Raw genomic sequence first — 23,690 nt, 5'->3', positions numbered from 1 at the left:
GATGGTGATGGACTTGGCAACTGAAACTCGGAAACAAACTCGGATAGTCCCTCGCGACGATGAAAGACTCAAGACAGGCGGCTTCATCAGGGAGTTAATAAGGAATCGGATACTCTACCTGATGTTTGTTCCGATCGCGGTATACTTCATTATTTTCGCTTATATTCCGATGGCCGGAATCGTCATGGCATTCAAGGATTTCAACTATCGCAGCGGGATTTTCGGAAGTCCTTGGAACGGCTTCGATAATTTTCACTACTTCTTCGTTTCGGGTAAAGCGCTGCTCGTTACGCGCAATACCGTCATCTATAACGTCATTTTCCTAACGTGCTATACGGCGTTTTCGATCACGGCTGCGATATTCATCGCGGAGATCCAGAAGAAATGGTTCAAGAAAATGGCCCAATCGATGATGTTTCTTCCTTATTTCATTTCATGGGTCACGGTTACCGCATTCGTCTACAACTTCTTGAATTACGAGTATGGAATCGTCAACAAAATCCTCGATGCATTCCATCTGTCGGCTATCGACATCTATTCTACGACCTGGTATTGGTATTTCATTCTTCCGTTCCTTTACGTATGGAAATGGGTGGGCTATGGCAGCGTGCTCTATCTGGCCGCAATCGTAGGCATCGATCAGGAAATCTACGAGGCGGCTACTATCGATGGAGCGAATAGATTGCAAAGAATAACTCGGATAACGATTCCTCTGCTTAAACCTACGATGATCATCCTCATCTTGCTCGGCCTTGGCCGGATCATGCGCGGAGAATTCGACATGTTCTACCAACTGATCGGGAATAACGGAACGTTGATGGATACGACGGACATTATCGATACGCTTGTCTTCCGGTCTTTGCAAGGGAGCTTGGATTTCGGTATGGCTTCCTCGGTCGGATTCTATCAATCCGTCTTGACGCTTGCGATTATCCTCTTCGCCAATTATTTGGTGAGACGGTACGACAAAGAACAAGCCTTGTTCTAATTCCCAGGAAAAGCAGGTGAAGTCCTCATGAAAGACATGACGGCACGCAATAGTAAATTGGATCGCTCTCCGTTGTTTACGACGGTTACTTATCTCATCGTCGGGATTATCGCATTTGTCTGCTTAGTCCCTTTTATCGTGCTCATTGCCGGCTCCTTCTCCTCGGAGAGCTCCGTGCTTAAAGAAGGATTCTGGTTCTGGCCGCGGGAACTGTCATTGGATGCTTATCGCGCGATTTTCCGATATCCGCACGACATCCTTTCCGGTTACCGCGTGTCCATCTTGTTGACCGTAGTGGGAACTTCAGTATCCTTATTCATTTCGACGATGACGGCTTACGTGCTCTACCGCAAAGAAGTCAAGTATCGCAGCGCGCTAGCCTTCTTCCTGTTCTTCACGACGTTATTCAATGGGGGATTAGCGCCTTACTACTTGTGGCTAAGCAAAAACCTCCACCTTCAGAATACGTATTCCGTGTTAATTCTTGGTCCAATGTTCAACGTGTTGTTCATTTTGATTCTTCGCAGCTTTATCCGGGGTTCCGTTCCCGAGCCGCTCGTAGAATCGGCCAAAATCGACGGCGCGGGCGACTTAAGAATATTCCTGCAGATGGTTCTCCCTCTTTCCAAGCCGGCGCTAGCTTCCATCGGAGTCTTCACGGCGTTGGCGTATTGGAATGACTGGTGGACGGCGCTCATGTTCACGAATAAAGATTATTTGATCCCCCTGCAATATTTGCTGTACAAAATGTTATCGTCTATTAATTTATCCGCTGCCATGTCGCAGCACGTGACGAATCTCGATCAGCCCAAAGAAACGTTTAAGCTGGCGATGACGGTCGTCGCGACGGGACCGATTATCGTGCTATTCCCGTTCGTGCAGAAGTATTTCGTCAGCGGAATTACGATCGGCGCCGTGAAGGGTTAATCCAGCGAGCGATCGCGATCGGTAAGCTTACTTTCGATATAAGTTCCCTCGGGCCCGGGGGATTTGTATATAGAGAAAACGCAAGAAGCGTCATTGAAAAGTATACATTCATGGGAGGGTTTCATTTGAAAACGATTAGAAAAAAAATGCTGCCGATTCTGACTCTTATGCTTGTACTTTCCGTAATCCTGTCAGCTTGCAGTAAAAACGACAACAAAGCGAGCAACTCTCCCAGCGAGAGCGCCAAAGCTACGGATTCCGCTTCACCATCCGCTTCTGAATCTGCCTCTGCTCCTGCGGATGATAAGCCCGATAATTCCAAGGAAGTCAAATTGGTAGGTTACTTGCTGGGCGAAGCCCCGAAGGGAATGCCGGATGTACTTTCGGCTCTTAACGTGAAGCTGAAAGCGGACATTAACGCAACTCTTGAATTGAACTATATCGGCTGGGGAGACGTAGCTTCGAAATATCCGCTTATTCTCGCTTCCGGAGAAGACGTCGACTTCGTCTTCGCAGCCGACTGGAATTTCTATGTTTCCGAAGCCACGAAAGGCGCATTCTTGCCGATCGATTCCTCGATGCTGGCTAAGTATATGCCTAAGCACAACGCAAAGCTTCCGCCGGAGGCGATGCAAGCGGCTATCGTAAACGGGAAGTCCTATATGATCCCGACGTCGACGCCGGATCGCAAAGTTAACGCGGCCGTCGTTCGCAAAGATATTTTGGCCAAAGCCGGATTAACCAACGTAACTAAATTTTCCGAGCTCGAGCCGTACTTTGCGGAAATCAAAAAGGATTATAAAGACATGATTCCGCTGAACTTGGATTCCCAATACGATCTGCCTACGCCTTGGGGTTACTTGCTGCAAGAAAAAATCGCCTATCCGGGCGCGCCGATCGATTCCGGAGATCCAATGGCGGTTGGCGTGTCTACGGACAATGAAGATCCTTCCGGCAAAATCGTCAGCATGATGGATGAACCGTTCATCAGCGCCGAGAAATACGCGACCGGATTGATGAAGAAATGGTATGATGCCGGTTATGTGAACAAAAACCCATATGCCAACAAAGTGCGCTCCAAGGATAACTTCTGCGAAGGTAAATCCGGAGTCGCGTTCGGGAATTCCATCGACCTTCAAGGTACGCTTAGCGCTTGCGCTGCCAAGGGCATCGACGTTCAATTGATTCCGGGCTTGTCCCCGACGGGGCATGCGCCATCGAACAGCTGGTTGAACAACGGGATCGCCATTGCCGCCAACTCCAAAAATCCGGAGCGCGCTTTGCAAGCACTGGATCTAATCATGGAAGACGAAGCTTACGTGAACCTCGTCTACTTCGGCATCGAAGGCAAGAACTACGCGGTTACCGCGGACGGCAAGCTGACGCTTCCGGAAGGAACGACGGCCGAGAATAACACGTATCCGCCGGATGCCGCGGGCTTCTGGTTCGTGAACAAAGACTTCTTCAAGCCTTGGGACACATGGTCCGATTCCTATGTCGAGCTTAATAAAAAAGTTAAAGATTATTTGCTTCCTCCTACTTATCTGGGCTTCAGCTTTAACTCGGAGAGCGTCAAATCCGAGATCGCGAATTTGAAGAACGTATCGACGCAATACGCTAGCCCGCTCTTCATCGGAGTCGTGAAGGACGTGGATGCCGGATACGCTACGCTGGCTTCGAAATTAAAAGCCGCCGGCATCGATAAAGTGAAAGCAGAAGTCGAGACGCAAGCGGCTGCCTTCTTGGCCGCGAAGGGGAAATAAGAGGTTAAAGCGGAATAAAATCAGTGCGATCATGAAGAAGCGTTGGTCCAGGCGAATGCCCGGGCCAACGCTTTTTTGAAAGCTCCGCCCGATAATGGAATATCGGGATGCTAGCGAGGGGGTTGTTCGGCGGTCCGAAGCTTGTTCGGAGACATTCCCCGATGCTGCTTGAACAGCTTGGAGAAACCGTTGATGCTTGCGCAACCGATTCGGTCGGCGATTTCCGTAACGGATAGACTCGTATTCCGAAGCAGCTTTTCCGCTTCCTGAACCCGATATTGGTTAACGAATTGAACGAAGGTAAGCCCCGTCATTTTCTTGAATGCTTTGCAGAAATGATAAGGACTGAGATGCACGATGGAAGCTGCTTGCTCCAACGTGATTTTATTGGCGTAGTGCACTTCGATGTGCCGAAGCAGATCCTTGAAACGGGCTGCTTTTTGTTTGTACGCGCCCATTTGGTTGTCCGGGTAGAGCTCCATCGCATACCAACGAAGGCTCCATGTGAACAACAATCGCACGAGCGCTTTAACGGCTTGCTCATAACCCGTTTCCTTCAACTGAAACTCCATGATCAGGGAGTTCAACGTTTGGAGAAACAATGCGAAGTGTGCGTCGTTCGGGTCCGGGCGGTTGACGAACGCGCGGTTGCCGTTCGAATATGAAGAAACGAGATCCGTTTCTAAGAGATCCGAAGTTTGCAAGCCGATGAGGGAGGGATGGAAGACGATGGCGTAAAAAGTAAAGGAATCGCCGGGCTGGTAAATGGCATGTAACTCCCCGCTATTAATAAGGAACACATCGCCCGCCTTGGCATCGAATGGTTTGCCGCCGATATGTAAAGTGGCGAAACCCCGTTCGACGAGGATCATTTCGAAGTGTTCGTGCCAATGCAGTTGAAGAAAGTCTTGTTCCTGGAATCGGGTATGGAATACGTTGAAGGGGAAGGCCTTGTCCGCGAGTTGCGTGTTTTCCCATAAATCTTTTCTCATTCGCGCGCCCTCCATAATCGCAAGATCGGACAAATCAATGACAATAAGCGCTAAGACAAATCGGTCCCAACCTACTATGATGTTAGCGTAGCATAGATCGTCGCGTCCGAACACATCTATGTGGATGACAAGATGAGGAGAGTTTCGAAATGCAAGACCCTACGCAGCGAGATGAACGGAATAGATTGAGTTTATGGCATCTGTCATGGCCGATTGGCATTGAAATGTTACTTCAGTTTTTGATGGGAGCCGTGGATACGGTCATGGTCAGCCGTCTCGGGGACGACTCGGTATCCGCCGTCGGCGTCTCCAACCAAGTGATCGTATCGGGGATCACGATATTCGCCCTGATTAATGCGGGAATCGGCGTCGTCGTCGCAAGAAAATGGGGAGGCGGGCTCAAGGATCAGGCTCGCCGCACGGCGGTGCTTGCGGTTCAAGCGAATTTCGTAATGGGACTCGTGGCGAGCTTGGCATTTCTGTTCGGATCATCGGCTATTCTCGGGTACATGCATACGCCTGATTCGGTGGTACCTCTCGCGGAGTCTTATTTAACCGTAGTCGGAGCGAATACGATCATCGTTCTGCTGCATACCGTTATCAATGCGGTCGTTCGCAGCACCGGGAATACGAAAAGCCCGATGTATATTACGCTCGGCATGAACGGGCTTCATCTCGTTCTCAATTATGCGCTTATCTTCGGGATAGGTTTTTTTCCCGAGATGGGTATCCAAGGTACGGCTTTATCGACGACAATAAGTCGGATCGCGGCTCTGGCGATTTCGGGCTGGTTGTTGTGGCGGACTTTCCGTCCTCATTGGGTCGCGAAGGAATGGTTTGCGATCGATCGGGGGTTGCTTCGCGAAGTGATGCGGATCGGCGTACCAGTATCCGTAACCGCAATATCCTGGGGCTATTCGCAAGTCATCTTGATCTCTATCGTTTCCCGGATGGGGGCGACATCGCTTGCTTCGTTTACTTATATTCAGACGACTCAGCAATTCATATGGGTGATTGCTTCGGCTATCGGAGGCGGCTTGCAGATTCGGGTCGGACAGCTGTTTGGAGCCGGCAGACACGACGAGGTGGAACGAAGCCTGGGCAAAGCCATTCGTATCGGGACGGGATTGTGCTTGCTCGTCTCGGCGGCGGTTTATTTGTTAGGGACGCCGATTCTTTCCCTGTTCACCTCTAATTCGGAAATCAAGGAAATTTCCCTGCCTATCCTGGCTCTTTTCGTCGGCTATCAACCGTTAAGGGTGATCGGGTACTGCATTTCCGGATCGCTGAACGTCGTCGGGGAAGCCAGATTCGTGGCGGCATTTTCCGTGCTCGGGATGTGGGTATTTTCCGCAGGCGGCGCTTACGTGTTGGGAGAAATGGCGGGATGGGGATTAATGGGGGTGTTTCTCGCCCTGCTGGCGGACGAAGCCGTTCGTAGCGGCGCATTCCTGTTTCGATGGAAACAACGAAATAAATCGCTTTATTATAGTCGGAAACAATTGTCTTCTTGAAAGATCATATCGGCGCGAACGAAGGGAGAAGCCATGTCGAAAGGGCTTCTCCCTTTGTTTCGTTGAAAGGAACGTATTATGAATTCGTTCGGCTCAAGCGATATAGAACAGCCCCATGCGGTGCGACATAAGCGGATAGCTTGTCATCAACAAGTCCGAGATCCTTCCCCGTCCACAGTTCCTTCGCCGTAACAGAACCCTCAAGCTTAAGCTCCGAAAGCGCTACGGAAACTTCTAATTCTGATTCCCCCGTATTAAACAAAGCGACATATCTTTCGCCGTCCGGACCGTCAGCTGCCCATACGACTCGGTCGCCTTCCCGGCTGACGAGCCGAGCTCCGAAGCTGTTCCTATGCATGCCCAGCACGTCGTGGTTCGTAAGCAACGAATTCGTCCATTCGTCGTTATCCCTTAGTTCTCCGCCGAAGAATAGGGGAGAACGGAATATTCCCCACAGCGTCATCATGGTCACTTGTTCGTCACGGGTAAACCGGGTCCAACGATCCGCTCCGCCGCCATCCACGGACCGGATGCCGATATGACCAAGGGGAAGCATGTCGCAATCCGGCCAAGCTCCGTTCCCCGCCTTGCCTTGCCATTTCTCGCAACGATCGAACATGTCCAGGAGCAATTCCCACAAATCCCAGAAATCGTCCGTCATGCGCCACATGTTCGCGTTCTCCTTCAGGAATTCACCGAACTGCACGGGCGCGGGTCCCGGCGAGAGACTAAGCACGATCGGACGTCCGCAACGGTCGATTGCCTTGCGAATGAGCTCGATCTCCGGTTGATGCGTATCGTACAGCTTGGACGCCGCGATATCGTCGACCTTGATGAAATCGACGCCCCACTCCGCATAGAGCTCGAATAGGGAGTCGTAATAAGCTTGCGCACCTTCTTGCGCAGCCTCGATTCCGTACATGTCCGTATTCCACGGGCAAATCGAATTCGGATGGGCAATATCCCTTGCGGTGGCCGTTGAATTCTTGATCGGTGTACCGGCATGAGCGGCTTGTCTTGGAATTCCCCGCATAATATGGATGCCGAATTTAAGGCCTAAGCTATGAACGTAGTCGGACAAAGGACGGAAGCCCTTTCCGTCCGCGGCGGAAGGAAATCGGTTAACGGCTGGCATCAACCGGGAATACTCGTCCATCTCCAGCGGAACGTATTTACGGTATAGCGAGGAGTTGGCCCCTGGCTCATACCATTGGATATCGACGATAACGTACTCCCAACTATACTCTTTCAAATGGGCCGCCATATACTCGGCATTCCCTCTAATCTCATCCTCCGTTACCGCTGCTCCGTAACAATCCCAGCTATTCCAGCCCATCGGCGGCGTTGGCGCATAATGTAGATGGCTCATAAGACGCTCCTTATTGGATAAAGTTGCTTTTCTGTTCTCATCATAGTTCGTTATTATATTAATTTTCTACCGTAATTTAGATTGCTGGATAACACAAAATTGCTCTATAAATACAATCGGAATAGCTGAAGACATGACGGTGTGCGCGATGAAAGGGGAAAAGGAGTAGTTAAAAAGCATCGACCAACGAAGTTTCTACTTTCTGTTCGGTGCTTTTAATATTTGGGTATTATTGCGGAGTTTAATCCAATCTATGTCTTGAGCAATTTAGTTCAATCAATAGCACTAAATTGCTCTATGATTAATGAATATAATTACGATATGATATTAATCGAAGAACAGTCGATTGTAGTGAAGGCTATGATTTCCGGACCGGAATGAACCAGGCGTCTGCCCGGTGAACTTGTGAAAGACTTTGATAAAATAACTGCCGGTAGAATAACCGACAGCCGTACCGATTCGCTCGATGCTCCAATCCGTCGTCCGAAGAAGTTCAATGGATTTCTCCATTCGAATTCGGTTCAAATAATCGTTGGGCGTTACGCCGACGTATTTTGTAAACGTTCGCAACAAATGAAATTTGGATAGCTTTAGTTTTTCCGCCAGCTGATCTTGTCCGATCATACGGAAATAGTTGGCATCCATGAATTGCACGGCTTCTTGGATGGAGTCGGGCCATCCATCCTTGTTTCTGTTCGTTGTCGCGGACGCTCTACTGAGCTCCGTAATGAATTGATAGACGTAAGAGGATGCGAGATAAGGATCCGTGATCCTTCCGGCTTGGGCTTCGGCGAATATATCACGCAGCATGCGAATGGGAATGCTTCCGGAATCCAAGAAAGGGACAGGTCCCTTGCTTGCTTTAATTTGCTCCCATAACGGAAGGATTAACCCGGGTCGAATGAGCAAGAAATAAAACTCCCAAGGCTGCTTGCCTCCCGGATGATAATAGCGATGGTTGTCGGGGATTTCCGCTAAGAATGCTCTCCCCTGAGGAACCCGATAGCTGTCTTCCCCCGTTTCAAAAACGCCTTCGCCGCTCGTCGTGTATTGAAAGAGCAAGAGAGGACCATCCGAACGGACGAGGCCATCCCAGTGATAGGAGCAGTCATGGACGCATTCGTTCCCTACGGCGAATAAATAGCATAACGGAAGATGGGGCTGCTCGTTAAATCGAAAGCCGAAGGTTCCTCTATTCTGGTCGGTTTTCATAGGGTCAACTCCTAATCGCTAGCCATTCAACTCATAAGTCTATGTTAATCTCAAAACGGCAAACCGCATAGAGGAAGAGGTGGCAAGCATGAACAGATTTTTCGAGAAGTACCGGAACATGCTCATACGCAAAAAGATCAACGTTGTATTCATTCCCATCGTGATATTGCCTCTCTTGGTCGTCATATTTACGTCGAACTCTATTTTCACGCAATCGTCGATGCAAAGAACGGAAGATAATATCGCAGGCGAGTCGAGCATTATCGCGACGCGAATTCAAAGCATACTCAAGACGGGGGAAACCAGTACGTTATTGCTGGTTAAGAACATTAATTTGATCTACGAGGACCTTGGAATCGGGGAGCCCCGATCGGAGGAACCGGGAAGTGGCTCCCAAGAAGCTTATCCGAACGTAAGGTTAGGAAATAAGCTGGTCTACGAGTTCGACTACAATCTAAGGGCGTTTAAGGATATCGAGTCCATCGCCTACATCGATAATCAGAATAATGTATACGTTTCCAACACCCGGCTCGGTGACAATTTCGACAAAGCGTTGGAAAGCGATATGGTTCGAAAACTGCAGGGTCCGGGCATTCCCGATACGATGTGGTTTCCGATGACGACGAGGGATTACTTGGTTACTGGCCCTAATCCGGTATTAACCGTTGGCAAACGAGTCGTGGACTTCCAGACGGGGCAGACCCTAGGGGTTCTGATCATGAATATTAAGGAAAGCACGATATCCTCGATCTTCCCGGAAGAGAGAAAACAAGGCAAGGGCGGATTTTATATCGCCGACCGGACGGGGAAAATCATTGCCACGAAAAACGCAGCGAAGTTGCTAAAGCAGATATCGGAACCTCGAATGAGCGACTGGATTCTGGGCAAGGATCAGTCTACCTCCGTTCGATTGAACGAGGGCGGCGACGATTACTTGATCATGAAGAAGGAAATTCCCGAGCGGGATTGGATCTTGTATAAGCAAGTGCTTGTAAACGACATCACGAAAGACAAATACACGAACTCCATCACGATCATTATCGTCGGCTTGATCTGCATCGCGATTGCTTTGATTGTTTCGAATTTTCTATCCAGGCATATCGCCAAGCCGATCGTGCAGTTGACCAAAGTGGCCAAGCAAATTCGCGAAGGCAATTTGAATACGTCGAGCCAGATCAGATCCAATGACGAAGCGGGTATTCTTTCCGTTACCTTTAACGAAATGATCGGGAAAATCAAAAATCTATTACATGAAGTTACGGCCGAGCAGAAAAAGAAGAGAGAGTACGAGCTTGCGTTAATTCAAGCCCAGATCAAGCCTCACTTTTTCTACAATACGCTGGATCTGATTTTCGTTCTATGCGAACAAGGCAAGACTTCCTTGGCGGCCGATACGACCAAAGCGCTGGCCGATTATTATCGGATATCCCTGAGTAACGGCAAGGAAATCATAAGCATCCGGGAGGAACTGAAAAACGCCGAAGACTATTTGTTTATCCAGAAAACCCGTTACTCGGATATCTTAGATTTCCGCATCGAGGCGGATAACGATATTCTGGATTATTCCATCATGAAGCTAACGCTTCAGCCTCTCGTCGAGAATTCGATTTACCACGGTCTTAAGCCGCGCATGCGTTCGGGCCAAATCGTAATTAAAGGTTATTTGGAAGAAGGCAACGTCATTCTGAAAGTCATCGATAACGGCGTAGGCTTCCAGAGAGAGAAACTGGAGCAGATGGGGAACGATCCGGCGAGCGTTACGTCGGAACGATCATTCGGCCTTAGAAGCGTGAGCGAGAGGATCAAGCTTTATTACGGAGACCAATTCGGCATTCATATTCGCAGCCAGCCGGACGTAAGCACGGAAATTACGCTTACGATCCCTCAGAAGGAAGGAGCGGTGGACCATGATTAAAGTATTGATCGCAGATGACGAGCCGGTTTTCCGGGATTATCTCTACCATCTCGTGGACTGGGGGGAGCATGGCTTCGAAATTTGCGGGCAAGCCAGGAACGGAGAGGAAGCGCTGGAGTTAGCCGACTCCTTGCGTCCTCAAATTGCGCTCCTCGACATCAATATGCCGATTATGGACGGAATTCGCGTCGCCGAGCAATTAAAGATGAAGTACCCGGAGATGATGATCGCGCTCGTCACGGGGTACGGCGAATTCGAATATGCGCGCAAGGCCATTAGGCTAGGGGTCGAAGACTATGTTCTGAAGCCGTTCAAGAAAGAAGAAATGCTGTCGACCTTGCTGAAATTCAAATTCATCTTGCAGAAGAAACAAGAGGAAACCGCCAGGGCTAAGGACGATTCCTTCTATGCGCAGGAACGGCTGCTTAACGCGTTGCTGGAAGGGGAGTTCGAAGCGAAGGAAGAAGAATTCGTCCGGCATTTCCAGGGACAGGGAACGCTGCTTAACGAGCAATATTATTCGGTGGCGTCCATCGACATCGATCATCTTTATCAGCTTTGGACGAAGCATCGGGAAATTTCCCTATGGAAATTCGCTGTGGCCAACGTGATGGGCGATATCCTGCAGGACAAAAGCGACAAATGGATTTTTAACGGTCCGGAAGGCCGCATCGTTTGCATTCAAAGATTCAATCGCGCGGACGAGGCTGAGGAGTTCGATCATTCTAGTTACGCTACGCTTTGCGATTACGTGGCGAAGTATTTCCGGTTTACGGTATCCGTAGGTGTCTCCCGGATCGTTCACCGGCTTGCGGAAATCAGAGACGCGTATTCGGAGTCGGCGATCGCGCTGCAGAACAAGCTCATCCTTGGTAACGGAAGGGTCATCGAATACGGCGCGATTATGGAGAGCAATAAGGGATCGGGCTTTTACCCGATGATCTTGAACGAGCAACTGTTGTCGGCGCTTCGCAGGCATGAGCACGACGAAGCTCATCAGGCGTTATATCGAATGAAGGCGCACATCCAATCCCATCAGCTTCCGGTCGATTTCACGTATGCGATCATTATGAGCGTGGTTTCCATGTGTTTGTCGTACATTACGGAAATGGGCGGCAATATCGAAACGATTCTGGGGGACGATTTCCGCCCCTACCAGCAGATCAAGAAAATCGCGTCGTTGGACGAATCTTTCCAATGGCTGTCGCAGCTCTTCGGACAAACGATAAGCCATTACCGGGAGCAGAAAGTATCGAGGGTACAGAAGATCGCCCGCAACGTCCAAGAATTCATCGAAGAACATTATGTGGATAGCGAGCTTAGCGTCGAGAATATCGCCAAACATTTGCATCTGGATTCCAGTTATATTCGTAAAGTTTTTTCCAAGGAATTCAACATGAATATCGCCGAGTTCATTACGCAAGTGAGGATGAAGCAAGCAAAGCTGCTCATGGATACGGACAACATGAAAATGCAGGAACTGTCCGAGAGGGTCGGTTACAGCGACGCGGGCTACTTCAGTAAAGTATTCAAAAAATACTGCGGAATTCTTCCTAGCGAGTACGTGGCCAAAAAAGTAAAACATTGAACGATATCCACTCCAAAGGAGAGATTACATTGAAATTGCAATATGATCGGCCGTCGCGCCGATGGACGGAAGCATTGCCGGTCGGTAACGGTCGCTTAGGGGCTATGGTCTTCGGGGGTCCGGAAGTCGAGCGCATTCAATTGAACGAAGATACGTTATGGTCCGGATCGCCCCATAACCGCGACAACGTTAACGCGCTGGAAGTTCTCCCTGAGGTCCGACGGTTGCTGGCAGAAGGGAAATTCGCGGAGGCCGATCAAGCAAGCAAAAAAATGATGGGCCCTTATACGCAGTCTTATATGCCGCTTGGAGATTTGTTCTTGAAGTTCGACCATGGCGGACTGGTTAAGTCTTATCGCAGGTCGCTACATCTTGACGAGGCGATCGCCAGAGTTGAATATCGAGTCGGAAACGTGACCTATACGCGGGAACTGTTCGCCTCGTTTCCCGATCAAGCGATCGTGCTACGGCTTGAGGCAAGCCAACCCGGCATGTTGAACCTACATGCCAGGCTGGAAAGTCCGCTGCGTTATGAAACCGGAGTCGAGCTCGATCAGATCGTCTTAAAGGGCTTCGCGCCGGAACGAGTCGATCCCAATTATTATGAAACCGATCGTCCGATCGTCTACGGCAATCCCGAGACGACGGAAACGATGAGATTCGAAGGGAGATTGGGGGCAAGGTTAGAGGGTGGCCGTATCGAATGTAACCGGGACGGAATGCATATCTTGGGAGCTACGGCCGTAACCTTGTGTTTCAGCGCGGCAACGAGCTTCAACGGTTACGATCGCTCTCCGGGGAGAGAAGGCAAGAATCCGACCATCGAAGCCGCCTCTCACCTGGAGAAAGCGTTGCGCCTTCCCTATGAGGTTTTGCTTCAACGGCATGTTCAAGATCATCAGGCGCTATTTAATCGCATGGAGCTTCGCTTGGGAAAGGCAATAGCTCCTTCGGATTTGTCTACGGACACGCGTATTCGAGAATTCGGCGCTCGTGATCCCGGTCTCGTGGAGCTGCTTTTTCATTACGGCCGTTATCTGATGATCGGCAGTTCGCGACCCGGAACTCAACCCGCGAATCTGCAGGGCATATGGAACCAAGAAACGCGCCCGCCTTGGAGCAGCAATTGGACGTTGAATATTAACGCGGAAATGAACTATTGGCCGGCCGAAACTTGTAATCTCGCGGAATGTCATACGCCGTTACTAGATTTAATCGGAAGGCTGGCGATCAACGGCAAGAAAACCGCGGAAGTCCATTACGGAGCCAAGGGATGGACGGCGCACCACAACTCCGATATTTGGTGTCAGACATCGCCAGTCGGAGACTACGGGCACGGCGATGCGGTTTGGGCGCTTTGGCCGATGGGCGGAGTATGGTTATGTCAGCATCTCTGGGAACATTACGCCTTCGGCAGGAACGAGACGTTCTTGCGCGAGCAGGCTTATCCGGTTATGAAAGAAGCTGCGTTATTTTGCCTGGATTGGTTGCACGACGACGGTACGGGACGGTTGATCACGTCGCCTTCCACGTCTCCGGAGCATAAATTCCGTACGGCCGACGGCTTGTCGGGAGTCAGTATCGCTTCGACGATGGACATGTCCTTGATGTGGGATTTATTCACCAATCTGATCGAAGCCGGAGGCATTCTCGGCGTAGATGAAAGTTTCCGAGAGGAATTGGAGAGTACGCGTAGCCGATTATATCCGATGCAGATCGGAAGCTACGGACAATTGCAGGAATGGTCCGAGGATTTCGAGGATGAAGACCGGCACCATCGGCATGTCTCCCATCTTTTCGGCGTATATCCCGGCCGTCAATTGACCCGGCGGCAAACGCCCGAGCTCATGGCCGCTGCCGAAAGCTCGCTTGACCGTCGCGGAGACGGAGGGACGGGCTGGAGCCTCGGATGGAAAGTCGGACTATGGGCTCGTTTCGGCAACGGCAACCGGGCGCTTGGGCTCCTATCCAACCTGCTCCAACTGGTGGAAGACGATACGGAAGAAAACTATCATATGGGAGGCGTTTATGCCAATCTTTTCGATGCGCATCCTCCATTCCAGATCGACGGTAATTTTGCCGCGACTTCAGGGATCGCGGAACTTCTCTTGCAATCGCATCAAGGATACATTCATTTGCTTCCTGCTTTGCCGGAACAGTGGTCGACCGGTTTCGTTAAAGGCGCTCGTGCTAGGGGCGGATTCGAGGTTTCGATCGTTTGGGAACATGGCAAGGTGAAGGAGGCGGAAGTAGAGGCGAGTTCAGGAGGCTTATGCCAAGTTCTGGCGGACTCTCCTTTGGAGGTAGAGATTGAGGGTCGACTTGTCCAGACGCATACGGACTCTAGCGGTATCATTCGATTCGATACCGTCCGGGGCGGCATATATAAGCTAAGGAGCAAGGAACAACCATAAGCTTGATGGAATAACGGGCGCCGACCAGCTCCTCCGCGAAGGGGGCGGCATGGTCGGCGTTCTCTTATGAGGGGAGTTTCGATGTCTTTGCGGGACCGTTTTGCGCCGTTTTGTCCTGAAAAGTGCCTGCTAATGCCCGGATATTACCTTCAAGGCGATAAATTCAAAATCTATAATGAAAACAGATTCAAAATAACCTTACCAAATCAAGGGGGAAGTCAGAACATGTCGAAAAACGTTAAAAAATCGATTTCCGCAATTCTTTCCGTCATGCTTGTTGTCCTGTTAGCGGCTTGCGGAAGCAATAAGAACAATGCTTCTTCTCCGCCTGCGCAATCCAGCGAACCTCCGGCAAGCTCGGCATCCGCCAAGCCATCCGAATCCGCTTCCCCGGAAGCCGAGCCGATCACTTATTCTCTTCAAATCCATTACTCGACGGATGACGAGAAAGCTCCTGCGGATTGGGCGATCGCGGAGTTGAAAAAGCTTTATCCGAACGTTACTTTCGAAATCACGCCGCAATTGAACGATAACGGCGAAGCTTTGAAAGCTCGAATCGCAACCGGCGACTTGCCCGATTTCTTCAACATCCAGCCGCAGCATTTCGACTCCGCTATCCAGACGGGTTCGATTCTGGATTTAACGTCGGCATGGGAGGCGTCTGATTCGAAAACTAAAATGACGCAGAATGCGATCGACACGCAATTGAAATATACGGACGGCAAAATCTGGGCCATTCCATACAATGGCGCCGGTATCGATCCGCTCTACTATAACAAAAAAGTATTCCAGGATAACGGAGTGAAAATTCCGACGAACTATCCGGAATTGCTCGAAGCCGTTAAAGCGTTCAAAGCGAAAGGCATCGTGACGATTCCGATCTTCGCCAAAGAAGCTTGGCCGATCGGCGCGTTCTTCGATATGTTCGCCATGAGAGCTCATCCGAAAGGCATGCTCGCTCTGAGCAACGGAGAGATCAAGGCATCCGATCCGGCGATGGCTGACGCCATAGGCAAAATGGCGGAGCTCATCAAAGCGGGTATTTTCCAAAAAGGCGCGACATCCGCCGACTACGATACTGCCCGCGCCATGTTCCATCAAGGGAAAACGGCCATGCTGATTAACGGTGAATGGGATATCGGCGAAATGGTCAAAGATTTCGGAGCCGATATCGGCAATATCGATTTCATGGACGTGTATCCGACTACAGATGCCGGCAAGGAAGATATGAACAAAGACTACAGACCGGGCGCAGCCGAGATGGGCGGTATCGCCGTATCCGCAAAAGTGAAAAATCCGGAGCTCGCAGGTCAAATCGCGATCGCTCTTACCGAGAAAATCGCTCAAGGCAACTTCGTCAAAGCGGGACGCATCGACTCGACGTTCAGCGTGGAAGGGTTGACTTCGGAAATTGAAATGCCCGAAATGACGAAGAAGCTGCTGGCTAACAAACCAAGCTACAAAGTGGAAGGCACGGTAGAACATTCCTTGCCTAACAAGAAATTCGCGACGGGCTTCGGCGAATTGCTGCAGAAGCTGGTTGCAGGGGAAAGCGCTGCCGACTTCATTAAAGAAGTAGATAAGCTCCAAGCAGAGACGAAGCAATAACATAGTGGGTTTGCATGAAGGGGACGCGCTCAGTTCGTTTATCGGGCGCGTTCCCTAATCAGCTAGAAGACGATTTGAGGTGTATGGCGAGATGAGAAACTTTAAGAATAACCCTGTAGCTACATCTATCTTCGTACTGCCGGCCGTACTTACTTTCAGCATGATCGTTGCTTACCCGCTCATCAGCACGTTGCTTAAGAGCTTCTATGAATGGGATGGCATAACGGCCGGAACGTTTATCGGCTTTGGAAACTTCTCGCGACTGTTTAAGGACGATTTGTTCTATACCTCGTTGCGTAACGGATTTATTTTCGCGCTAATATTGACCGTATTTCAGCTAGGATTGGGAACGGTAATGGCGTTAACGATTCTTAACGGTAAGACCTTCGGCAGAAATACCCTACGCAGAGCGTATTTTATTCCCGTCGTATTATCGGTAACCGTCGTGTGCCAGTTGTGGCTGTCGATGTATAACCCGGAATACGGTCTGTTTAACAAATTATTCGAGTTGCTGGGCATTTCTTATCGGCAAGACTGGTTATCCAGCATGAGCGTCACCTCGATTATAGCCGTGACGATGGTTTCTTCCTGGCAATCGATGGGCTATCAGATGGCGTTGATCTATGCGGGCGCCAAGTCCATTCCTGAACACTTCTACGAAGCGGCCAAAATCGACGGGGCTACGACTTTCCAAACCCATATGAAAATAACGATTCCTCTTCTTGCGGAAACCTATAAAATATGTCTGATCTTCTGCATTAACGCCGGATTAAACGCCTTTGCCCACATGCAAATCATGACGAAGGGCGGACCGGGGACGTCAACCTACACATTGACATACATGATGACCCGTTCGGCATTCCGATTGGACGAGTATGGTTACGGGTGCGCGATCGCCGTTACTCTCGTCTTGCAATGTCTTCTGGTTACGCTGATCATCAACAAATTTATCGCCCGCGAACGACTCACTTATTGATTGAAGGTGGACGTATTGAAAATACTAGGCAAATCTAGAAGCGTACTGTTCCAGTCGTTCCTATGGATTTATTTCCTTATCTCTCTGTACCCGTTGGTGTATCTATTATTTTTCTCGCTGAAGAATAACGACGAAATCTTCTATACGAATCCGCTAGGCTTTCCCATGCACCTGCGTTTCCATAACTACGTTCAAGCCATTACGCAATTCGATATCGCGCGTTATTTCAAGAACAGCCTTATCGTTTCCGTCGCCTCGATCGTTTTCATTCTGGCGTTCTCACTCATGTTCGCTTATGCGGCAGCCCGATTGGAATGGCGCTTAAAAGGCGCGACGTATTCATATTTGTTGCTCGGTCTTTTCATTCCTACGCAAGTCATTTTGATCCCGCTAGCCGTCCTGATGAGGGATATCGGGATCGCGAATAGCTATAGCGCTTTGATTGTACCTTACGTTGCGTTTAATTTGAGCTTCTCTAGCTTAATTTTCTACGGCTTCTTTCGGACGATTCCGGTGGAAATCGAGGAATCGGCTTATATGGACGGCGCGAATATTTATCGCATATTCATGCAAATCATGCTGCCCTTGGTCAAGCCTGCAGTTGCGACCGTTACGATCTTCGCTTTCTTGAGCGTGTGGAACGAATTTCCGCTGGCGTTAATCTTGATTACCGATCAGGCGCACAAAACTTTGCCGACAGGCTTATTATCCTTCTCGGGACAGTTTTCGACGGAATGGGGCCCTATGGGTGCCGCGATGGTTCTATCGAGTATTCCGATGATTGTCCTTTATCTTGTACTCGGCGATCAAGTAGAGAAAGCCTTGACCGTAGGCTCTGCCGTGAAAGGTTAAGTATGCTCAGGGGGTATGACGACGTGAACTTTCTAAGACTCGTTAGCATTCGGACGCGGCTCATCGTATCCTTCATGTGCATTGCATTAATTCCTCTCGTGTTTACCGGTTATCTTTCCATTCACAAGTCAAGCGCCGCGATCAAGTCGAAAATGACCTCTTATTCTTTGGAGCTGGTCAATCAAATCGGTAACAATTTGAGCTCGGAAGTGCTTAAATTCGACTCGATTATGAAAGAGATCTATATTTCCAACGACGTTCAGAAGGGAATCGGACAATCCGCCGATGTCGACGAGCTTAAGCAGTTGGAACGGAATAAGCGGATCGCAGGTTTACTGTCGGAGAAAATGACCGCTAGTCCCTATATTTCAAATATTCTCATTGCGATCAGCGACGGCGAGACCATCGGGCAGACGCAAGCCCGGTCGCAGACGATATCGGAAGAAGGCGCCGCGACGATCAAGTCCCGGCTGGACGATTCCAAGGGACAAATGATTATGGCGCTCATTAAAGCCGCGGATGGATCCGACCAGTTGGTATCAGCCAGAAATATCGTATCTTTGGATGACGGAAGCAAGCTTGGACAAGTCATCTTATTCATTAATCCGGGACTTTTCTCGGAAGCGATCCGCGACGTGAGCATCGGCGAGGGATCGTCCATGATCCTATTGGACGGGCAAGGGATCGTCATTGCGAGCAATGATTCGGAATCGCTGTTCGGACAAATCTTCAGAAGCGACGAGCTCGTTGGCAAGCTTAAGGACTCCGAGCTTTTATTCGATTCTTTGATCGATCATCGTAAGCAGCTCGTAGCCGCGGCCGCGATCACGGGCTCTGATTGGAAAATCGTAGCCGCTATTCCATACTCTTTTCTTCAATCGGAATCCAACAGTATTCGGAACGCAATCGTATGGAGCGTTGCGATCTGCGCCGTTATTGCGGTGTTATTGGCGTTCGCCATAACGAATAGCCTTTCGTCTCCGTTAGGGAAATTGGTGAGGCTGATGAAAGGGGCGAAGGGCGGCAACTTAGCCCTCAGGGTAGCGGACTCCGGCAAAGACGAGATCGCCGACGTGATCTCGAATTTCAACGATATGCTCGGGAATATTAGCGTGCTCGTTAGGCAAGTCAATGCGTCCGCCTCGAACGTGCTACATAGCTCGGAAGAAATCGCGACTTCGGTCAAGCGTTCCCATGCAAGCTCCTTGCAACTAGGGGAGACCATTCAAGACATCGCCATCGGCTCGACGAAACAAGCGGACGACATATCCGAAGGCGTCCAATTATTAGAGCTGCTATCCGACAATATTACCAGGGTCGAGGAACAGAATGTCCAAGTAGACCATATCGTGGCGGACACGAAGCAGCTTAGCGAAGAAGCGCTCGTATCCGTAAATACGTTAAACGAGAAAACGAAAGAAACGTACGCGGTATCTTCGAAGATCATTGCGGACATTAATGATCTCGATCAAGACATGAACGAGATCCAGAAGATCACGAAAATCATGTTCGAGATATCCGCTCAGACGAATATTCTGGCGCTCAATGCTTCGATCGAGGCAGCTCGGGCAGGGCAGGCAGGCAAGGGGTTCGCGGTCGTCGCGAACGAAGTGAAGAGATTGGCGCAACAGTCGATCGAATCCGCCAAAATGATTAACGATATCGTAAACGCCATAAAAGGAAAAACGGAAGCTACCGTAAGAGACGCGAACGATGCGAGCGCGATTCTCGCGCAGCAACTAGAAGCCGTCCGGAATACGGAACAATCTTTCAAGACGATCTTTCATTCGATGGCCAACGTATCCGAAAGCTTAGGGGGCGTAAACGAATCGCTAAGGCGCGTGCTGCGCTCCAAGGAGGACACGATTTCGACGATCGGGAATATATCCGCGATCGCGGAAGAGACGGCGGCGACGACCGAAGAAGTATCGGCTAACATCGATGAACAAGTATCGGAATCGGGCCGACTTCAAGAGCTGGCGGTAAGATTGCAACGTTTAGCGTCCGACTTGGATGCGGAAATCTCCGAATTTACGATCGAGGACGAGGTGCAGTCTCGTTCTCGTAGGTAGAATAGCAAATAACAGAGAAGCTAACTATTGTACGAATATAATAAATGCTTTCCTGAAGGGGGAGGATTCAGTGAAGCTACGGCAAGTCGGAATCGTTGTCGGTTTTTGCGCGATAGCGGTAGTCGGGATTTTTTCTCTTTCGATAGGGTTGCCCAAGGATGACAAGACGATAGCCGAATATGAAGGGGGCACGATCGGGAAGAAGGAGCATGATGCTTACCTCAGGATCATGCAGCTCTATACGCCGGGGATTGCCGGTCAACTCGAAGATCCCAAATTCAATAGGACGGCAGTGCTTCAAAATATCGCATTCGAGATACTGGCGGCACGGGGCAGAAACATGGAGAGGGGGGACCAACGAGCGAATGCGGAAAAACAATGGGAAGAGTTCAAAAAGCAATATGCGTCAATCTTCAGTTCGAACGGAGAAAGCTTGCAAGATCGTATGCTTGCTTTACGCCTGACGGAAGCCGAGGCGATCCGATTTTACGAGAATCAAATTTATGGAGATCTGTATTTGAAAAGCACCTTAAAAATCGAGGATCTGAAGCGGGATTATAAGTTGAACGCCGACCGGCATTACTTCGATAGATTCGATCTGAACCGAATCTTCATTGCAAATGTGCCGAAAGATTCGCAAATCCGTACGAAAGCGGAAGCCTTGGCGCGTGCGGAAGAAGTCGCCGAGAAGTTGAGGGACGGAGGAAGCTTCGCGGATCTCGCCGCAGAATATTCGGATCTGCCCGTAACCCGTGGTGAAAAAGGACTCCTTACCGATGTTCCCCTATATGAGATCGACTCGGATATTCACGACGACATTCTTATGCTGCCCTTGAATGAAATAAGCAAGCCTCTCGAAGCGGAAGGGGGCTATTACGTGATTAGGATTAACCGAAAATCCACGATTACTTATGACGAAGCCACAGAAATGCTCAAGGAAAGTTACGTCCGGAGCATAGAGGCCAAGTTTATGTCCGAAGAGCTGCCCGGCTTGATTATTAATCTCGATTAATAAGAGAGTTTGAAAGGGGGTGAGGCATGGGAGAGGAGCGTTGATAGGCTTCGACGAAAGGCAATTCATTAATTAAGAAGCGGAGGTTTTCTAATGAAGAAAAGATTGTTGGTATTTACGCTGGCGCTTTTCACCTGTTTGTTGTTTGTATTGCCGTCGGCAAGCTTCGCGGCTAATCCCGTCATGACCGCCGATCTAGGCTCGTCCACCGGTGCCCCGCTCCATGGCGCAACCGGCTTCCTCTATGGGCTCGCTGACAATTCGACCCCTTCGGATTCCAACTTGACCGGGCTTAATTCACTTGACATGACCGGACAGATGGCTCCCGGAGGCTTGCAGCATTCCGGAGGCGATGCGTTCGTCGTGGCAGACAAATGGTTCAGAACGGGCGGTAAATACGTTCAGATTTACATGCAGGATATTTATGCGCAGTGGCCTTATCCGAATACTTTCTCGGATTACTTGAACAAAGTGACGACGATCGCCAATCAAGTGAAAAATAACGCGAACAGGACGAAATTTCTCTACGTGCCGTTTAACGAACCGGATTGGATCTGGTATGGCAACTCCGGTACCAAGCTTACGAATTTCCAGAACGACTGGAAGACGGTATTTCAATTGATTCGTTCGATCGATCCCAGTGCGAAGATCGTAGGTCCGAACTTCGAACATTACAATAGCGCGGCTTACCGTTCTTTCTTCACGTTCGCCAAAGCGAATAACGTGCTACCGGATTATACGAGTTGGCACGAACTGGACGATACGACGAGCACCTGGTATTACAGCTACAATGATTATCGGAGCATCGAGAACTCCCTTGGCATCTCCGCCCGCCCGATTACGATTAACGAATACGGGAAAAGCACCGAGCTCGGCAACCCGGGAAAAATGACGCAATACATGGCGCGGTTCGAGAACAGCAAAGTTCACGCCGGCCTAGCCTATTGGTTCATGGAAGGGCAACTGGACGAATTGCTGACACCTTCCCAGACGAGATCGGGCGCTTGGTACCTGTACCAATGGTACGGAGGATTCTCCGGGAATACGATCAACGTCACGCCTCCTTCGGAGAACGGAGCCATGCAAGGGCTAGGTTATTATGATAGCGGCAAGAAGCTATCCGCGGTCATCTTCGGAGGCGGAAGCGGTAGCTTGGACTTTAACCTCACAAGAATTCCTTCCGCGTTGCAGACGAGCGGAGTTACCAAGGTTGAAGTATGGGGCGTAGATAATTCGAACAAAACTACGTCCTCCGGAACTTATTTGATCTCGAGCAACAACTACACGGTATCGGGCGGCTCCGTTCAATTAACGGTGAATAACTTAAATGCGAATTCCGCATATCAGCTGGTAATCAAACCTGGAGATGGCTCGGGTGGCAGCGGCGGCAGTTGGGATCCGAATACTTATTACAAGATCATCGCCCGCCACAGCGGCAAAGCGCTTGACGTAAGCGGAGGTTCGACCGCGGACGGAGGCGATGTCATCCAATGGACGACGAGCGGAAACGCGAATCAGCAATGGAAAATAGAATCGGTAGGAAGCGGTTATTACAAGATCACGAATCGAAACAGCGGAAAAGTGTTGGACGTCTACCAAGCTTCCACCGCTGATGGAGGAGATGTCGTGCAATGGACGGCATCGGGGTCTTCCGGCAGTTCGAACCAGCAATGGAGCATCGAACAGGTCGGTAGCTACTATAAGATCGTTAACCGCAACAGCGGTAAGGCGTTAGACGTCTATCAAGCCTCGACCGCGGATGGGGCGAACGTCGTGCAATGGATGACTTCGAGCAGTCCCGCCACCAATCAGCAGTGGACGATAACGCCATAAGCAAGCACATGGGAAAGGCTGTCTCAAAAGTGAATACTTTTGAGACAGCCTCTTCGTTCTATTATATGATTAAGCTTCTATTAGCTCTTTGGATTCTCTGGACTCTGAGTTCCACTCTAACGATTGATGCAAGACTTGGGTGAATATCGGTTCGTACGATGTCGGGAGTACCCAGATCGGTTTCTCTTGAATAGTAGACCGCGGGAGCCGATAGGCGGTTTTCGTGAGGTTGCCCTTATTTGTATCCTTACGGAGCATTAAGCGAATCGACCCGGCCACCTTGAATTGATTGCTATATTCGGTAGAATAAACTTGAGTCCAAAGGATAGATTCAATGCATTCGACTTTAAGTATTTCTTTAATGCCTTGGATGTTCTCCAACTGAATCCAATCCAAAAGAATATTCTCCTTATTAACTTGGAATGCCGCCATCTCCAAAGCGTGCGTTTTACTTCTGGCCGTAATCCGGAAAGAAACATTCAATGTCAGCGTTGCTTGCGCATAAATATCGTTTTTAATCATTCCGCGGATAACATACTCCTTCAGGTTCCTTTATTTTGATCCGGTATCCATTCTAAATAAAGTGTATTGAAAAGTTTGTTATACTATGAGTGATTTTTATGAGTGTTTTTGTAAAAAAAATGTGCGATACTCG

The 23,690-nt window shown here is 49.7% G+C and carries 17 protein-coding genes; 13 read left to right on the top strand and 4 right to left on the bottom strand.

Annotated elements, in window-relative coordinates; all coding sequences use genetic code 11:
- The first annotated feature begins 121 nt into the window (after positions 1–121).
- The 3 genes from D7Z26_RS05020 (at position 122) to D7Z26_RS05010 (ending at position 3,678) form a co-directional block, all read left to right on the top strand.
- Positions 122–988, top strand: coding sequence for an ABC transporter permease (locus D7Z26_RS05020; RefSeq protein WP_233566624.1), 867 nt, complete (start codon positions 122–124; stop codon positions 986–988).
- Positions 989–1,015: 27 nt separating this feature from the next.
- On the top strand, positions 1,016–1,915 hold the full coding sequence (locus D7Z26_RS05015; protein WP_120974952.1) for a carbohydrate ABC transporter permease: 900 nt from the start codon (positions 1,016–1,018) through the stop codon (positions 1,913–1,915).
- Between the two features lie 125 nt (positions 1,916–2,040).
- On the top strand, positions 2,041–3,678 hold the full coding sequence (locus D7Z26_RS05010; RefSeq protein ID WP_233566623.1) for an ABC transporter substrate-binding protein: 1,638 nt from the start codon (positions 2,041–2,043) through the stop codon (positions 3,676–3,678).
- Positions 3,679–3,788: 110 nt separating this feature from the next.
- On the opposite strand, the gene D7Z26_RS05005 is transcribed toward D7Z26_RS05010, so the two are convergent.
- The gene (locus D7Z26_RS05005) at positions 3,789–4,670 is read right to left on the bottom strand and encodes a helix-turn-helix transcriptional regulator (RefSeq protein WP_158602197.1); all 882 of its coding nucleotides are present in this window, start codon (positions 4,668–4,670) and stop codon (positions 3,789–3,791) included.
- Between the two features lie 149 nt (positions 4,671–4,819).
- Between D7Z26_RS05005 and D7Z26_RS05000 the strand changes: the two genes are divergently transcribed.
- Complete coding sequence (locus D7Z26_RS05000) at positions 4,820–6,184, top strand: MATE family efflux transporter (protein WP_120974949.1); 1,365 nt, start codon at positions 4,820–4,822, stop codon at positions 6,182–6,184.
- 76 nt (positions 6,185–6,260) lie between these two features.
- Here the strand turns inward: D7Z26_RS05000 and D7Z26_RS04995 are convergent, their stop codons facing one another.
- Positions 6,261–7,553 (bottom strand): glycoside hydrolase family 27 protein, encoded by a 1,293-nt coding sequence (locus D7Z26_RS04995; RefSeq protein ID WP_120974948.1) that lies wholly within the window; start codon positions 7,551–7,553, stop codon positions 6,261–6,263.
- Positions 7,554–7,880: 327 nt separating this feature from the next.
- Positions 7,881–8,765 carry an AraC family transcriptional regulator gene (locus D7Z26_RS04990; protein ID WP_120974947.1) on the bottom strand — a complete coding sequence of 295 codons (885 nt, stop codon included), beginning with the start codon at positions 8,763–8,765 and terminating at the stop codon, positions 7,881–7,883.
- Between the two features lie 88 nt (positions 8,766–8,853).
- On the opposite strand from D7Z26_RS04990, the gene D7Z26_RS04985 reads away from it, so the two are divergent.
- From D7Z26_RS04985 to D7Z26_RS04945, 9 genes are all read left to right on the top strand, one after another.
- Positions 8,854–10,680, top strand: a complete 1,827-nt coding sequence (locus tag D7Z26_RS04985) for a sensor histidine kinase (RefSeq protein WP_120974946.1) — start codon at positions 8,854–8,856, stop codon at positions 10,678–10,680.
- Positions 10,673–12,268, top strand: coding sequence for a response regulator (locus tag D7Z26_RS04980; protein ID WP_120974945.1), 1,596 nt, complete (start codon positions 10,673–10,675; stop codon positions 12,266–12,268). Before D7Z26_RS04985 ends, D7Z26_RS04980 begins: the two co-directional genes overlap by 8 nt.
- Positions 12,269–12,297: 29 nt before the next feature.
- Positions 12,298–14,682 carry a glycoside hydrolase family 95 protein gene (locus D7Z26_RS04975; protein WP_120974944.1) on the top strand — a complete coding sequence of 795 codons (2,385 nt, stop codon included), beginning with the start codon at positions 12,298–12,300 and terminating at the stop codon, positions 14,680–14,682.
- A gap of 225 nt (positions 14,683–14,907) precedes the next feature.
- Positions 14,908–16,290 carry an ABC transporter substrate-binding protein gene (locus tag D7Z26_RS04970; RefSeq protein WP_158602196.1) on the top strand — a complete coding sequence of 461 codons (1,383 nt, stop codon included), beginning with the start codon at positions 14,908–14,910 and terminating at the stop codon, positions 16,288–16,290.
- A gap of 91 nt (positions 16,291–16,381) precedes the next feature.
- The gene (locus D7Z26_RS04965; RefSeq protein ID WP_120975035.1) at positions 16,382–17,266 is read left to right on the top strand and encodes a carbohydrate ABC transporter permease; all 885 of its coding nucleotides are present in this window, start codon (positions 16,382–16,384) and stop codon (positions 17,264–17,266) included.
- A 6-nt stretch (positions 17,267–17,272) separates the two neighbouring features.
- Complete coding sequence (locus D7Z26_RS04960) at positions 17,273–18,118, top strand: carbohydrate ABC transporter permease (protein WP_407643485.1); 846 nt, start codon at positions 17,273–17,275, stop codon at positions 18,116–18,118.
- A gap of 23 nt (positions 18,119–18,141) precedes the next feature.
- Positions 18,142–20,190: a methyl-accepting chemotaxis protein gene (locus tag D7Z26_RS04955; protein WP_158602195.1), complete on the top strand. Its 2,049-nt coding sequence runs from the start codon at positions 18,142–18,144 to the stop codon at positions 20,188–20,190.
- A gap of 70 nt (positions 20,191–20,260) precedes the next feature.
- Positions 20,261–21,202, top strand: coding sequence for a peptidylprolyl isomerase (locus tag D7Z26_RS04950; RefSeq protein ID WP_158602194.1), 942 nt, complete (start codon positions 20,261–20,263; stop codon positions 21,200–21,202).
- Between the two features lie 93 nt (positions 21,203–21,295).
- Positions 21,296–23,035, top strand: coding sequence for an RICIN domain-containing protein (locus D7Z26_RS04945; RefSeq protein WP_120974939.1), 1,740 nt, complete (start codon positions 21,296–21,298; stop codon positions 23,033–23,035).
- A gap of 69 nt (positions 23,036–23,104) precedes the next feature.
- Here D7Z26_RS04945 and D7Z26_RS04940 read toward each other — a convergent pair whose 3' ends face one another.
- Positions 23,105–23,557, bottom strand: a complete 453-nt coding sequence (locus D7Z26_RS04940) for a hypothetical protein (RefSeq protein ID WP_120974938.1) — start codon at positions 23,555–23,557, stop codon at positions 23,105–23,107.
- Positions 23,558–23,690 lie beyond the last annotated feature (133 nt).

Origin of the sequence: Cohnella endophytica (assembly GCF_003628305.1) — a bacterium.
GTDB classification, from domain to species: domain Bacteria; phylum Bacillota; class Bacilli; order Paenibacillales; family Paenibacillaceae; genus Cohnella; species Cohnella endophytica.
This window is presented reverse-complemented; position numbering and strand designations above follow the sequence as displayed.